Source organism: Chryseobacterium gambrini (assembly GCF_027920505.1).
In the GTDB taxonomy this organism is placed as follows: Bacteria; Bacteroidota; Bacteroidia; order Flavobacteriales; family Weeksellaceae; genus Chryseobacterium; species Chryseobacterium gambrini.
Genome location: NZ_CP115857.1, coordinates 4184684 through 4200313, shown reverse-complemented (window position 1 = coordinate 4200313; position 15630 = coordinate 4184684). Strand labels below are relative to the sequence as shown.

Genomic DNA, 15630 nt, shown 5'->3' with positions numbered 1-15630 from the left:
GGTTTTCCTTACATTTGTTGTATGGAAATTTTAGATATTCTTATCATCGGAGGCGGACCGATCGGGCTGAACTGTGCACTGGAAGCGCAGAAAAATAATCTTTCTTATCGGGTTATCGAAAAAGGAACCATCGTTAATTCTCTGTACAATTATCCTTTATATATGCGGTTTTTCTCAACTGCTGAAAAACTGGAAATCGCCGGAATTCCCTTTATTTCAACAGCGCCAAAACCGGGAAGACAGGAAGCTCTGGAATATTATCAGGGAATTACAAGACAGCGGAATATCAACATTAATTTATATGAAAAGGTAGAAAAAGTTTCCAAAGAGAATGAAATTTTCACCATTGAAACTTCGAAAGGAAAATATTTAGCGAAAAACGTCATTATTTCAACGGGTTTTTATGATATTCCGAATCTGATGAATATTCCCGGAGAAGATTTACCCAAAGTAAGACATTATTATACAGAACCTTATCCTTACGCAAAACAGAAAATTGTTGTGATAGGTTCGAGCAATTCGGCGGTCGATGCTGCTTTGGAAACTTACAGAAAAGGCGCGGAAGTCACCATGATTATCCGACATTCCGAGATTTCAAAAAGTGTAAAATACTGGGTGAAACCGGACATTGAAAACAGAATTGCGGAAGGAAGTATTGCTGCTCATTTCAATGCCGAATTGATGGAAATTAAACAACATTCCGTTGTTTTTAAAGATGAAAATGGTGAATTGCAGGAAATTGAAAATGATTTTGTTCTTGCAATGACCGGCTACCTTCCTGATTTTGATTTTTTAAAAAATTCCGGAATCGAATTGCAGGGCGATTGCCTGAACCCACTTTATCATCCTGAAACCATGGAAACCAATATTTCGAATTTATATTTGGCGGGAGTGGTTTGCGGAGGAAAAGATACACATCTATGGTTTATTGAAAATTCGAGAATTCATGCGGAAATGATTGTGAAAAACATACTTTCGGAATAATGTCATTGCGAGGAACAACGTGACGAAGCAATCTTTATCTATTTTTATTGTTTATCTTTAATTAATCATATATTTAGTTTTAGACAAGCTCAGGATAAACTTTTCACTCAGCAAAGAATCCAAAGTTTTTTTAATGATTACAAATTGCGGACAACAAGATGAGATTGCTTCGTCGCTTCGCTTCTCGCAATGACATTAAAAATCAACCTTCATACCCAACACAAAATTTCTTTTGGCAGCCGGATTGTAATAACGGTTTCCGAAAGCATTGATATCAAAACCTAAAACATATTCTGTATTATAAAGATTCTGAATCTGAAGATATACATTGACTCTCGTTTTTTCAAAATTAACAGGAAATCTGAATTGAATATTTCCAATTAAATTTGATTCAGACCAAACAGAATTGGCATCGTTCAAAGGGATTTTTGAGGTGTAAAAATGGGAATAATCTACCGAAAGTTTTCTGAAAAACGTAAAATTCAGCAAACTGTTGATTGTTGTTTTGGGAACTCCGGTGATTTCATTTCCTGAAAAATTATTTCCGTTCTGCTGATAATTTTTAAATGTAAAATCGTAAAAACTTCCCGAAAACCTGAATCTGAAATGGCTTAAAAAGTTGTTTTTCAGATTGAAATTCTTCGATTCCATTAAAATTTCAACCCCTTTTTGAACGGTTTCTCCGGAATTGACGAAGTATTCCTGTCCTGCTTCGTTCTGCCTTCTCACAATTGCATCTTTCATTCTAAAATCAAAATAATTTCCTTCCACAAAAATATAGTTGCCGAATTGTTTTCGAATCCCGATTTCCTTATTCCAGCCGAATTCGGGTTTTAAATTTATATTAAACTGCTGATTCGAAGAGCGGATTTCTTCATTCGTCGGCGCAGAATTCCCCTTCCCTATTTTTCCGCGTACCGAAAAACCTTTTCCCAAAAGATAGGTAAACCCAAAATTGGGCAGCCATTGATTTTTAAAATGAACTTTTCCTTCTTCATTTCGGGGATATATCCGGTTCCAGTCGTAAGAATTTGAATTTAAACTGATGGACAGAACTGTAAATAATCTTTCGCTGACATTCAGTTCTTGAGAAAAAAAGAAAAATCCTGAAGTATTTTTAATATGATCGAAATTCTGTGGGTTTCCTTCTGTTCCTCTGTTATTATCGTAATTTCTGACCAAAATATCATTAATTCCGCCTTCAAATCCCAATCGGTAGGCTAATGAAATAGTCTTCCAGTTTCTTTCATAATTGAGGTGTGTTCTTAGTGCAAAATTCTTTTCAAAACGGTTTTCATAATTGGTGATAAACGGATTTTCAAAATCGACATATGAACCCTGAATTAAAATGAAATGGGAGAAATCCGGACTGAAGTTATAATCATTTGAAACTCCTGCCAAAATCATTTTATTACGGATTCCGGCATCTTGTTCTTTTGCACCCGGAACTGTTTTGGTTTCCGGTCTTGCCTGTTTCCGGTTGATCTGCATCTGTTCTAACGTGAGTCCTCCCGGAGTCTGATAATCGAGATCAGCGTACAAAATCATGGCTTTGAGCAATCCATTTTCTGAATATTGAAAATGGTCTTTTACAAAAATCTGCTTTCGCTGAACTTTCGACTGATCACGGTAAGAATCGGTCTGATAATAGTTCTGAAAAACCTGAAAAAAGTGCTTCCCGATACGTTTGGAAAGATCAAAACTCTGGTTAAAGGTTCCATAACTTCCAATTGCCAGATTTGCGGAAATCTGATCTGATTTTCTGGTCTGGAGCAAAACAGTTCCGCCCGTTACGGCGCCGTAATCTCCGCTTTCAGGACCTTTATATATTTCCATCCGGTTGATGAGTTCAGGAGAAACAACATTAAAATAGGTGTTTCCCGAAGCATCGGACAGGATGAAATCATCAAGATAAACTTTCACATTCCGAACGCCAAAAGGGGATCGCAAAGTGCTTCCGCGAAGGGAAATCCTGTAACTTCCGGGAGAACGTTCTTCCATTCTGGCTCCTGCAATCTGATTGATGGATTCGAGCATTCTTTCGGGTGTATTCTGGTTAAGCAGATTTTCTGAAACTACAGCAACCGATTTTGTGGACGAAATAAAAGTTGTGGGTTTCTTGTAGGCATCGATTCTGACTTCTGAAATCAGTGCTGCGGAATCTCTTTCTTGAGAAAACAGCAGGGAAACGGAACATAATGAAAATAGAAAGCAGAGTTTTGTCATCGAATGAAAGGAAGCAAAAACTGTACTTTTCTGTGTGGAAAATATAAATTCGCAGAAGATTTGTTTAAAATAATGTGAGTTGAGTTTACGCCAAATCTGATCTATACATTTTGGTTAAAGCCAAATTTTTCTCTTGCTCATTATAATAGTTAAATACCATTTCTATTGATATTTTACATTGTTGTTACGCGAAATTCACGCTACAATAAAAAGTCCGTCAACATTTTCTGTGACGGACTGAATTTCTTAGAGTGTGTTTTCCTTCACGTGAGGGATGCGGCGGGCGGTGCCGAAGGCGCCGGTGCGAGTGAGGAACGAACGAGTACGGAAGCGAAGCGGACCCCAAAGCAGCCCGACCCGAATTCTATGGGAAGCCTCATAGGTTTTAAAAACCTATGAGGTTTAGCTCCGGAATGAGGGACACGCCCAAAATATTTAAGATTCTGCGTGTTTTCTGTCGCCAATCATCCAGGGAACAATGTAATAAAATGCAATGGCAATGATTGTGGCTAAAACTCCTGTCCCGATCCATAATATAGTAAATCCGAATCTTTCGGCGATGAACGTTCCCAAAGTAGGTGTTACAATAAAGGCGATGGAGAATGAAATTCCGTTCAAGCCCATGTAAGCTCCTTTGTTGTTTTTTCCGGAGCGTAATGCTGTGATGGTTGACATAAATGGCAAAGCCCAGATTTCTCCTACGCAGAGAAGGCTCATGGATACAACCAAAGTCACGATACTGTAATCGAAACCAAGCATGGCATAAGCAAATCCACAGATGAAGGTTCCCAAAAGCATGGTTACTGCAAGACTGAGATATTTTTCGGCAACCTGTACCAATCCCATTTCAAGTAAAACGACTAAAAAGCCGCTGTATCCCAAAATATATCCTATACTTTGCTGACTTAAATGCGCCGTGTCTTTGTAAAAAATAGTCAGCGTACTGAACAACTGGAAAAAACAGATTGAAAAAAGCATACAGAAAAAGCAGTAAACCAGAAATTTACCATCGCGGTAAGGCGAATTTTCTTTTTTAATTTCTATGGCTTCCTGTACTTTTCGGGCTTTTAATTTTGCCAGCATGTTTCGTTTTCTGAAAAAGACGATGTATAAAATTCCCGCCACCAAAGCTGTAAAAGCATTGCTGAAAAATAAAAATTCGTAGGAAATTGCCGATAAAATACCGCCCAAAGCGGGACCGATGGAAAAGCCTAAATTAATTGCCATCCGGTTTAAGGAAAATGCTCTGGTTATGTTTTCGGGTTTTGCATATTTTGTAATGGCAACCGAGTTTGCAGGACGGAAGGAATCGCTTACAATGCTTTGCAGCAAAATAATGGTCGCCACTCCTATTTCTGTCTTAAATAGAGGAATCATACAAAATAAAGGCACACTGAGCAATAAGCTGAGATACTGAACTCTGTATTCCCCAATTCTGTCTGTAATAAATCCGCCCAGCCATGAACCGATTACCGAACCGATTCCGAAAAAGCTGAGTACAACTCCAGTATTTTCGATACTGAATTTTAAATGATCGGTCATGTAAACTCCCAGAAAAGGAAGTACCATAGAACCTGCACGATTGATGAGCATGACCAAAGCAAGCATCCAGCTTTCTTTGGAAAGCCCTTTGAATGAGTTGGTATATAAGTGTATAAGTTTCACAATTTTTAATTTTAATTACTGTTTTTAAACACGAATGACGCAAATGTTTTTCACGGAGAACCCTATTTTTTGGTTATTGTTTTTGTTTCGCTAGGGTTAAAAACAAAAAACAGGGCTTAAAAATTAAGCCCTGTTTTATTTATATGTATAATAAATTTTTACTCCGGCTTATAAGAGTCTTTTAACGTCACAGTTCTGTTGAATACAAAGTTTGTATCCGTAGAATCCTGATCTTTCGTGAAATAGCCAATTCTCTGGAATTGAAGAGGTTCTCCAACTGCCACATCTTTTAAGCTTGGTTCAGCAAATCCCTGAATGGTAGTTACAGAATCCGGATTGATAAAGTTTAGGAAATCGACATCTTTCTCTGCATCTGGCTGTTCCACAGTGAATAATTTGTCGTAATTTCTTACTTCCACAGGAATTGCATGTTTCGCAGATACCCAATGAATGGTTCCTTTTACTTTTCTTAAACTTTCTTCTGTTCCGCTTCCTGACTTGGATTTTTCGTCGTAGGTTGCGTAAATGGTCGTAATGTTTCCGTTTTCGTCTTTTTCTACTCTTTCACCTTTAATGATGTAAGCAGATTTCAGACGAACTTCTCCGCCTAACTTTAGTCTGAAGAATTTGTTGTTTGCTTCTTCTTTAAAGTCTTCACGCTCAATATATAATTCTCTGGAAAACGGAATTTCTCTTGTTCCTGCATTTTCCTGCTCAGGATTGTTTTCTGTTTCCAGCCATTCTTCTTTTCCTTCCGGATAGTTTTCAATGACTAATTTGACAGGATCCACAACCGTCATTACACGTTTTGCGACTTTATTAAGGTCTTCGCGAACGCAGAATTCCAGTAACTGAAGCTCAATAAGATTTTCTCTTTTGGCAACTCCTACTTTTTCAATAAAATTCCTGATGGAAGCAGGGGTAAAACCTTTTCTTCTCATTCCGGAAATGGTAGGCATTCTCGGATCATCCCAACCGTTCACTACATTTTCGGCAATCAGCCTCTGTAGTTTTCTTTTGGAAGTAATCATGTAAGAAACGTTCATTCTCGCAAATTCTCTCTGCTTGTTTTTCACTTTTCCTTCTTCGTACACCTGATCTAAGTACCAGTTGTACAAAGGTCTGTGGTTTTCAAACTCTAAAGAACACAGCGAGTGAGAAATTTGCTCAATATAATCGGATTCACCATGCGCCCAGTCGTACATCGGATAAATTTTCCAATCGGTTCCTGTTCTGTGGTGAGGTTTGTTCAGAATTCTGTACATCACAGGATCACGCATGTTCATATTCGGTGAAGTCATATCGATTTTTGCACGAAGAGACATAGAACCACTTTCGAATTCGCCGTTTTTCATCCTTTCGAATAAATCTAACGATTCTTCAACAGGACGGTTTCTGTATGGAGATTCCACACCTGGCTCTGCAGGATTTTTTCTCTGTTCGGTAATCACTTCAGAAGGCTGCTCATCTACGTAAGCCTTTCCTTCTTTTATCAACTGAACTGCCCAATCGTAAAGCTGCTGGAAGTAATCGGAGGCGTACAAAACTTTATCCCATTTGAAACCTAGCCATTCAACGTCTTTCATAATAGAATCTACGAATTCCTGTTCTTCTTTTTCAGGGTTCGTATCGTCGAAACGAAGGTTTACGGGAGCATTGTATTTTTCACCCAAACCGAAGTTGATGCAGATCGCTTTGGTATGACCTACATGCAGATAACCGTTTGGTTCAGGCGGAAAACGGAAACGGAGCTGATCTTTTCCCAGACCGTTTGCCAAATCATCTTCGATAATTTGCTCAATAAAATTGAGTGATTTTTTTTCTTCTTCCATTAAAATTCGCTTTTAAATGCCGTATAACACGACAATTTGCAAATTTATGAAATTTTGAGGGTTTATGGAAATAATAATGCAAAAGAGTAATTATCAATTAATAATTCTTTCAGGGGCTTTTTCTCAGCAGATGTAAATATCAGGATTGAAATAACATTAAAACTCTCTATAAATTAATCAATTAAAAGAAAATTATACCTGCATGAAATTAAAAAAGCAGATGAAAAATTTACAAACACCTATTACACAACAGTTTATAGTTAATTTAAGAAAAATGTTAAAAAAATAAAAAATATGCATTGACTTTTGGCATAAAGATTGTAAATTTATTACCACAAAAATATTAACATTTTATATTATGAAAAAGGTTAAAAGTAAGTTTTCTTTCATTTTAGAATATATTAAGAAAGCGATTTTTGTAAAAGATATCATTTAATCGCCAGTTATTAATATTATAAACACCAAGATTATACGACTGAAAACTACAAATTAAAAATCTCAAAGCAATTTTTCACAGAAACACACAGAGTTCATCCGGACTTTGCAAATCTTTTATATTCTTTTTTCACTTATATTAATTCACTTTAATGTGTGTTAATGTAAGTTAAAGTTGTAGGATATCCCAAAAAAGAAATTCATATTTACATTACAAAACCAAAAAAAAATGTTTCTATGAAAAATCTAAAAAAACTTAAGAAAAGTGATTTAAAAACAATCAAAGGAGGTATTGTTCCCATCGGTTGTCTTAACTGGAATCCTAAATTAAGATGCTGCAGAACATGGGATGAAGAACATTACAACAATCCTGTTTGTGAAATCTAATTTTTAAACCACAATAATTCTCCTTTCAGATCCAGATTTGAATCGAAATTATTAACAAATAAAGCTCCGGTTCCCAATCCTTGCGGCATCGGGCTTTTTTTTGTGAAAGTATACTGAGCAATCGCATTCAGACCAATATTGCTTTCCAGAGCAGATGTAATCCACCATCCGATATTGCGTTCTTCAGCCAGAGAAATCCATTCATCAGAACCTGAGAAACCTCCTACCAAAGCGGGTTTTAAAATGATATACTGAGGATTTACGGTTTCTAGTAATTTTCTTTTTTCATTAAAATCTGTAATCCCGATCAGCTCTTCATCCAAAGCAATCGGAGTAGGCGTTTCAAGACATAATTCTGCCATATCGTTCCAGTTTCCTGCTTTTATCGGCTGCTCGATGGAATGAATGTGTAAATCGGCTAATTGCTGCAAAACGACTTTTGCTTCTTCTTTATTAAAACCTCCGTTCGCATCCACGCGAAGCTCAAGCCTGTCTTTTGAGAACTTCTGTCTCAGTTTCTGAAGAATATCATGCTCGGATTTCCAGTCGACTCCTATTTTCAGCTTGATGCAGTGAAAACCTTTTTCCAGCTTATCCTGAATCTGCTCTTCCATATAATTGATGTCGCCCATCCAGATCAGACCATTAATGACGATTGGATTCTTTCCTTCTGTAAAATCACTTGGGAAATACAGGTTTTCACCATTTTTTAAATTCAGAACAGCCTGTTCATACCCGAACCAAATGGAAGGAAATTCTTTCAGTTCTTCTTTTAAAAACTCAGATTCCTGCTGAATATTTTCACAAAGCCATTTTAATTTATCTTCATAATCCGGTCTGTCGTCAAAACTTAATCCTCTGAAAATCGCACACTCCCCTATTCCTCTTTTTCCATTTTCTGAAATTTTGAGAATAAAGGTCTCTTTTTCAAGCAAAACGCCGCGAGATGTTCCACTCGGGCGTTTGAATACTAATAAATATCTTGAATATTCTGCTTTCATTATTTTACACTGTCAATTCGCATAAATTCTTCCGCTTTCTCCACCATATCGATACTTCCGCAGAAAAACGGAATTCTCTGATGCAATTCTGTCGGTTCAATTTCAAGGATTCTTCTGAAGCCGTCTGTTGCTTTTCCTCCTGCCTGTTCCGCAAGGAAAGCCATCGGATTGCACTCGTACAGCAATCTCAGTTTTCCATTCGGAGCCTGCGAATATGAAGGATAGATGTAAATTCCGCCCTTCAGCATATTTCTGTGAAAATCTGCCACCAACGAACCGATATATCTTGAAGTATACGGTCTGTCTCCTTCTTCCATTTGGCAATATTTAAGATAATTTTTTACGCCCTGAGGAAATTTGATATAGTTTCCTTCGTTAATGGAATAAATTTTCCCTGTTTTTGGGAAAGTCATATTCGGATGAGACAGATAATACGTTCCTAAAGAAGGATCTAATGTAAATCCGTTCACTCCGTTTCCTGTTGTATACACGATCATTGTGGAAGATCCATAGATAACATATCCTGCTGCGATCTGGTTAACTCCTTTCTGTAAAAAGTCTTCCAGCTGAACCGGAGTTCCGGGCTCCGTAACTCTTCTGTAGATTGAGAAAATGGTTCCTACCGAGACATTTACATCAATATTTGAAGAACCGTCAAGAGGATCAATCAGCACCACATATTTGCTTAAATGTCCGTTTTCGCCACATTTAATATCGATGAAATCGTCGTTTTCTTCGGAAGCGATTCCACAGACAACCTCTCTCTGAGACAAAGCGGTAATAAAAATTTCATTGGCAATTACATCAAGCTTCTGCTGCTCTTCTCCCTGTACATTCTGGTTTCCTGCAGCGCCTGCGATGTCTACAATTCCTGCTTTATTTACTTCTCTGTTTACTACTTTTGAAGCAAGTCTTATTGCACTCAAGAGACGGGAAAACTCTCCCGTGGAATACTGAAAATCATCCTGTCTATCAATAAGAAATTCTCCTAAAGTCTGTAATGGTTGCTCTGACATATTTTGCTTTTTACGTTTTCTCCAAATTTCGTAAAATTTATTACAATTTAAAAGAATAATTAATAAAAGACCTTAATTACTGTCTATCAGTTAAATACAATCAAACACATTGATCTTAAAAAATCTTTATCCTAAAATACGCCTCCCGTTTTATTGAAGCAATCGGAATAATTTCTCCTAATTGATAATTTTAATAAAATCTTAAGCCTGCAGCGATATTCTGCTCTTTCATATCTCGTTGTAAATGTATAATTTTGTCACCCGTAAAATATTCCCACAAATTTTATCTAACAATTTTATTATTAACAATTTAATGAAAATTTTCAAGTTTGGTGGAGCATCGGTAAAGGATGCCGAAAGTGTAAAAAATGTAGCCATGGTTTTAAAAAGCCAGGGATTTGCCAAATGTCTGCTGGTAATTTCGGCGATGGGCAAAACGACAAATGAGTTGGAAAAGGTTGTAGAACTTTATTTCAAGAAGGATAACTATCAAACTGAAATTGAAAAGATAAAACGAAAACACATTGAGATCGCGGAAGGATTATTTCCCGAAAATCATGCGGTGTTTGCGGAAATCAATTTATTTTTTGACGATATTGATTCTTTTTTAAGAAGAAACAAATCTCCGAACTACGATTTTGTTTACGATCAGGTGGTAAGCTGCGGGGAAATGATTTCTACGAAAATTGTGAGCGAATATTTGAATGAAATTCAGTTTACCAATCAGTGGCTAGATGCAAGAGATTATGTAAAGACAGACAATTCTTACAGAGAAGGTGTGGTAGACTGGGCAAAGACGGAAGAATTTATTTCCAATTTAAATAAAGAAATCTGCTACGTTACGCAGGGATTCATCGGTTCGGATAATAACAATTTTACGGTAACATTAGGGAGAGAAGGCTCTGATTATTCTGCCGCGATTTTTGCGTATTGCTTAAATGCAGAGGCTATGACGATCTGGAAAGACGTTCCGGGCGTAATGACGGGAGATCCGAGAAAATTCAAAGATGTAACGTTGCTTTCTAATATTTCATACGAAGAAGCTATTGAAATGGCGTATTACGGAGCAAGTGTGATTCACCCGAAAACATTACAGCCACTACAGCAGAAAAACATTCCTTTTTACGTAAAATCTTTTGTAGATCCTACAAAGGAAGGAACAAAAGTAGGTGCTTCGGAAAAAAACCAGAGCGAAGAATCTTATATTTTAAAGGAAAACCAGACTTTGCTGAAAATCTCCACAAGAGACTTTTCATTTATCGCAGAAGACCATATGAGTCTGATATTCGGATATTTATCCAAATACAAGATTAAGGTTTCCCTGATGCAGAATTCTGCAATTTCATTGGCTTTATGTCTTGAAGATAAATTCAATACTGTAGATGAATTAAATGAAGAACTTCAAAAAGTATTTAAAACAGAAGTTATAAAAAATGTATCTTTATTTACCGTAAGAAATGCGAAAATAGAGAACATAGATAAATTTTACCAGGAAAAAAGTGTATTATTGGAGCAGATAGCGAAAAATACGCTTCAAATGGTAACACAATAAAAACTAATTGCGACTAAACACAATATGAGTTTAATTTCGAAAAACGATCTGATAAAGGCTTCCGGCTTAAGTAAAATAGGATTTTTAAAGAATCCTGTAGCATCTGCTGTGATGAGCATTGCTAAAATAAACGAAGTAAATAAATTATACGACAAACTAAAAGACAAGGAAGGCAAAGACTTTTTCGACTCATTTGTAAGAGAGCGCAACTTAAGCTATATCGCTTTTGAAGAAGATCTGGCAAAAATTCCGAAAACAGGACCGTTTATTCTGGTATCCAATCATCCGCTTGGCGCGATTGACGGAATTTTAATGTGCAAAGTTCTGTCAGAAGTACGTCCGGATTTTAAGGTGATGGGAAATTTCCTTCTGGAAAAGATCAAGCCGATGGAACCGTATGTTATTGCTGTAAACCCTTTTGAAGGCAGAAAAGAAGCATACAGCAGCTCTTCAGGAATGCGGGAAACGTTAAAGCACCTGCAAAATGGAGGCTGTGTAGGAATTTTCCCTGCAGGAGAAGTTTCCAATAAGAACAATCCTTACGGTGAAATTCTGGATAAAGAATGGGAAAAACCGGCATTAAAGCTCATCAGAATGGCAAAAGTGCCGGTCGTTCCTATGTATTTTCATGCAAAAAACAGCAGAATCTTTTATCAGGTGGCAAAAATTCATCCTAATTTGCAGACCTTGATGCTTCCGGCAGAAATGATGAACGACAGGGAAAAACCGATCAGAATAAGAATCGGAAAACCTATTACCGTTAAGGCGATGGATGATATGGAAACCATCGAGGAACTGGGAGAATTTCTGAAACGTAAGGTTTATATGATGAAATCTTACTACGAAAAGAGAAAATCTTTGGCGCAAAGTATTAATCTTAAAAATCTTTCGGTAAAATTCCCTTTACTAAGAGAAGAAAATATCGTTCAGAATATCATCGACGAAACTCCGAAAGAAGATATTTTAAAAGACATCAATAAACTGAAAGGCACAGATAAGATGTTTTTCAGCAACGGAAATTACGAAGTTTATTTTACCACTTACGAAGAAATCCCTTCTATTATGCGGGAAATCGGGAGACAGCGTGAGCTTACCTTCCGTGCAGTGGGGGAAGGAAGTAATCTGCCGTTCGACCTTGATGAATACGACAAACATTATCATCATCTTTTTCTTTGGGACAGTGCCGCTGAAAAACTTGTAGGAGCTTACAGAATGGCTTTGGGTAAAGAAGTGATGAAGAAATCCGGCATCAAAGGTTTTTACACCAGTTCTTTATTTGAATTCGAGCAGGACATTCATCCTTTTTTCAAAAAAGTGATTGAAATGGGGCGTGCGTATATCTGTCAGGAATATCAGCAGAAACCACTTCCGCTTTTCCTTTTATGGAGAGGAATTGTACATGTCTGCTTACGAAATCCGGATCATAAATTTTTAATGGGAGGTGTAAGTATTTCCAATAAATTTTCAGAATTTTCCAAATCTCTGATGATCGAGTTTATGCGTTCGAATTATTATGATTCTGCAGTTGCACAGTATATTACCCCAAGAAACGAATACAAAGTAAAGCTTCGCGACAGGGACAAACATCTATTTTTTGAAGAAATGGAATCTGATCTGAACAAGCTTGATAAAATCATCGATGATCTGGAACCGGAGCTGAGACTGCCTGTTTTAATTAAAAAATACATTAAGCAGAACGCGAAAGTTATCGCTTTTAACGTAGATCCCAACTTCAATGATGCCATCGACGGACTGATGTATATCCGAATAAGTGATCTTCCGGAAAGCACGATTAAGCCTGTATTAGAGGAAATGAGCGAACAGATAAGACGCGAACAGGAAAATAATTCGGTTGAAAATCAGTAGGTTTTTAAGTTTTGTTAAAAAAAGTCTTGTTAATACTTGCTTCATATACTAAAACTTACTACTTTTGCATCACTTTAAAACAACGAAGTAACAAGAATGGTTTCTTAGCTCAGTTGGTAGAGCAATGGATTGAAAATCCATGTGTCCCTGGTTCGATTCCTGGAGAAACCACTTAAAAAAACCACCTGTAAAAAGGTGGTTTTATTTTCAAAGTTTTAAATAAAATTTGCCAAGGTTAATAATTATTATTACTTTTGCACCACTTCAAAAAAGAAGCAAAAATTAAATGGTTTCTTAGCTCAGTTGGTAGAGCAATGGATTGAAAATCCATGTGTCCCTGGTTCGATTCCTGGAGAAACCACAAAACCGTCTTATCCGAGACGGTTTTTTTTATTTTCAGTAAAAAGATTCTTTTTTTTCATAGACGTTCATTAGTCATTCGTAGATTTTATTGTTATTTTTAATAAAAAAAACTGAATTTTATCCGTTTTTTTATTTTAAATAATATCGCATTTTGAAACTAAAGCAAAAGACAAAATATCGTATCTATTTCTGGCTTGCATATTTTCTTTTTGAGATCCATGCTTCCGTTGTGTATCTTCATGAAAGTTTTAAACAATTTTCATGGCAAAAAACCGTACATCTTTCCGCTATTTCAGAATGTACTTTTCTTATCACAGAAATTCCAGCATCTTACATCGTTTTATCAATTATAGATGGTAAAATAAAGATTCTTAAAAATAAAGCACTTAGGGTTTTCGCTGTAATTGTTACAGTAATTTTTTTTGTAAGTCTTTACAGAGTACTTTCTCACGATCTTATATTTCCTTTCTGCTATTCTTTCCCCGAAGAAACAACAAGGTTTTCATTAGCGGGAATTTTTGTGGCAATGATGAATATTGTTTTTGCCATTGCTATTGCATTAGGTTTCGAAAAATTTATTCAGCAAAATGAAACGCAAAAAAGACTGATGGAAATTTCAAAAGAAAAAACGGATACCGAACTAAAGCTGCTTAAAACACAGATAAATCCGCATTTTCTTTTCAATACGCTTAATAATATTTACGGACTCTCTCTGAAAAAATCAGACGAAACTCCAACAATTATTTTGAAACTGGCTAAAATAATGCGTTACAACATTTTTGATTCTGCTAAAAACAAAGTATATCTTCAGCAGGAACTAGAGAACATTCAGGATTTTATAGATATACAGAAAATAAGGCACAAACAGGTTAAAGTAGAGTTTAACCTCTCCGTTGATGATGAATTACAGGAAATTTCCCCTTTAATTCTTCTGCAATTTGTTGAAAATGCCTTTAAACACGGTGCTTCGGAAAGCAGATTCAACTCTTTTATCACCATTAATCTTGAACTTAAAAATAAAGTTCTGATTTATAGTATTGAAAACTCTAAAGAAGAACATCCTGAAAAAGAAAGTACAAAAATTGGTTTAAAAAATATTAAAAGACAACTGGATTTGTTATATCCAAAACATAGTCTGGAAATTAATGACAGCAACAACCTGTATTCGGTTAGTTTGAAAATATTATTTGATTAAAATGATTCCTGAAGTGAAATATAATTGTCTGATTATAGAAGATGAGCCCATTGCTATGGAAATCATAGAACATTTCATTTCTCAAAATAAAGAATTTCATGTAGTAGGAAAATGTTCGGATGCCATCTATGCCAACAGTCTGCTTAACACCCATAAAATAGATCTTATATTCTTAGATTTACATCTTCCGGTACTCAAAGGATTTGAATTTTTAAAAAAAATCAAGAATCCTCCTCATGTTATTGTCACAACCGCTTTTCACGAATATGCTTTGGAAGGATATGACCTGAATATTGTAGATTATCTTTTAAAGCCCATTTCCTACAGCAGATTTCTGGATGCACTAGGAAAATTTAAACATCTGATGAATGCAGAAAAAGCCATTCTGGAAATGGAAAACAGGGATTTTATTTTTATCAATATCGCAAAGAGAAAAATAAAAATTGTACTGCAGGATATCTTCTATGTTGAAAGTATCCGAGAATACATAAAGATCCATACAAAACAGGAAACCTATACTGTAAAAATACCCATCAGTAAATTTGAGGAAAGCCTGGACAGAAATAATTTCATCCGAATTCATAAATCCTATATTGTTTCAAGGTCAAAAATTGAAGTCATCTGCGCCAATGAAATTGTGGTCAATGGGAAAAAATTACCCATTGGAAGAACTTACAAATCATTTATCCCCGATAAATAATCCTTTATTCTATCATTTCTGGGGTTTAGAAATCGCAAAAACATCTTCCCTCTGTTCTTTCGTTTTTCCAAAATGTTATTGATATACAATAAGCTGCTTTTTGTAGAATAAAATGTAAAATCTGTTTGGGGATCTATAATATTGATATCAGATTATTCAACATAGAAAAAACTAAAGCGACTTAAAATATTAATAACTAAAATCTTAAAAATTATTATGGAGAAAGCAATTAAAAACCTTAAGAATCTGCGCCCTTTGAAAGTGAAAGAACTGAAAAAAATCCATGGCGGAGCTACAAAAGACTATGACAAATGCTGTTATAAAGGAGAAAACCCACATTATGATCCTTTTTCAGGATGTGAAGCCTATTACATTTGTGATTAAAAGTAAGACATCTTTATTAACCAA

At 35.9% G+C, this 15630-nt stretch carries 12 protein-coding genes and 2 tRNA genes; 9 read left to right on the top strand and 5 right to left on the bottom strand.

The window, feature by feature from the left end:
- The first annotated feature begins 21 nt into the window (after positions 1-21).
- Entirely contained in the window at positions 22-984 is a 963-nt protein-coding gene (locus PFY09_RS19410; RefSeq protein ID WP_271160785.1) for a YpdA family putative bacillithiol disulfide reductase, read from the top strand.
- A 195-nt stretch (positions 985-1179) separates the two neighbouring features.
- On the opposite strand, the gene PFY09_RS19405 is transcribed toward PFY09_RS19410, so the two are convergent.
- The 3 genes from PFY09_RS19405 to PFY09_RS19395 form a co-directional block, all read right to left on the bottom strand.
- The gene (locus tag PFY09_RS19405; protein ID WP_271160784.1) at positions 1180-3210 is read right to left on the bottom strand and encodes a TonB-dependent receptor; all 2031 of its coding nucleotides are present in this window, start codon (positions 3208-3210) and stop codon (positions 1180-1182) included.
- A 435-nt stretch (positions 3211-3645) separates the two neighbouring features.
- Complete coding sequence (locus PFY09_RS19400; protein WP_408640193.1) at positions 3646-4818, bottom strand: MFS transporter; 1173 nt, start codon at positions 4816-4818, stop codon at positions 3646-3648.
- A 215-nt stretch (positions 4819-5033) separates the two neighbouring features.
- Positions 5034-6707: a glutamine--tRNA ligase/YqeY domain fusion protein gene (locus PFY09_RS19395; protein ID WP_076392278.1), complete on the bottom strand. Its 1674-nt coding sequence runs from the start codon at positions 6705-6707 to the stop codon at positions 5034-5036.
- 672 nt (positions 6708-7379) lie between these two features.
- Between PFY09_RS19395 and PFY09_RS19390 the strand changes: the two genes are divergently transcribed.
- The gene (locus PFY09_RS19390; RefSeq protein ID WP_157967241.1) at positions 7380-7529 is read left to right on the top strand and encodes a bacteriocin-like protein; all 150 of its coding nucleotides are present in this window, start codon (positions 7380-7382) and stop codon (positions 7527-7529) included.
- Here the strand turns inward: PFY09_RS19390 and PFY09_RS19385 are convergent.
- Together PFY09_RS19385 and fbp are read right to left on the bottom strand one after the other, a co-directional pair.
- On the bottom strand, positions 7526-8530 hold the full coding sequence (locus PFY09_RS19385) for an o-succinylbenzoate synthase (protein WP_271160782.1): 1005 nt from the start codon (positions 8528-8530) through the stop codon (positions 7526-7528). The two genes, PFY09_RS19390 and PFY09_RS19385, sit on opposite strands and share 4 nt — an antisense overlap.
- The gene (gene fbp / locus PFY09_RS19380) at positions 8530-9546 is read right to left on the bottom strand and encodes a class 1 fructose-bisphosphatase (RefSeq protein WP_076392274.1); all 1017 of its coding nucleotides are present in this window, start codon (positions 9544-9546) and stop codon (positions 8530-8532) included. Before fbp ends, PFY09_RS19385 begins: the two co-directional genes overlap by 1 nt.
- Positions 9547-9859: 313 nt before the next feature.
- On the opposite strand from fbp, the gene PFY09_RS19375 reads away from it, so the two are divergent.
- The 7 genes from PFY09_RS19375 to PFY09_RS19345 all read left to right on the top strand — a co-directional run bounded on the left by PFY09_RS19375 (position 9860) and on the right by PFY09_RS19345 (position 15606).
- Positions 9860-11098: an aspartate kinase gene (locus tag PFY09_RS19375; protein WP_076392272.1), complete on the top strand. Its 1239-nt coding sequence runs from the start codon at positions 9860-9862 to the stop codon at positions 11096-11098.
- Positions 11099-11122: 24 nt separating this feature from the next.
- Complete coding sequence (locus tag PFY09_RS19370; protein WP_116097819.1) at positions 11123-12964, top strand: lysophospholipid acyltransferase family protein; 1842 nt, start codon at positions 11123-11125, stop codon at positions 12962-12964.
- A gap of 98 nt (positions 12965-13062) precedes the next feature.
- A tRNA-Phe gene (locus PFY09_RS19365) sits at positions 13063-13135 on the top strand.
- Positions 13136-13252: 117 nt separating this feature from the next.
- Positions 13253-13325: transfer RNA gene (locus PFY09_RS19360), tRNA-Phe, on the top strand.
- Between the two features lie 153 nt (positions 13326-13478).
- The gene (locus PFY09_RS19355) at positions 13479-14522 is read left to right on the top strand and encodes a sensor histidine kinase (protein ID WP_271160781.1); all 1044 of its coding nucleotides are present in this window, start codon (positions 13479-13481) and stop codon (positions 14520-14522) included.
- Positions 14523-14535: 13 nt separating this feature from the next.
- Positions 14536-15222, top strand: a complete 687-nt coding sequence (locus PFY09_RS19350) for a LytR/AlgR family response regulator transcription factor (RefSeq protein WP_271160780.1) — start codon at positions 14536-14538, stop codon at positions 15220-15222.
- A gap of 216 nt (positions 15223-15438) precedes the next feature.
- A complete protein-coding gene (locus PFY09_RS19345; RefSeq protein WP_271160779.1) occupies positions 15439-15606 on the top strand; it encodes a hypothetical protein in 168 nt (55 codons plus the stop codon).
- Positions 15607-15630: the final 24 nt, after the last annotated feature.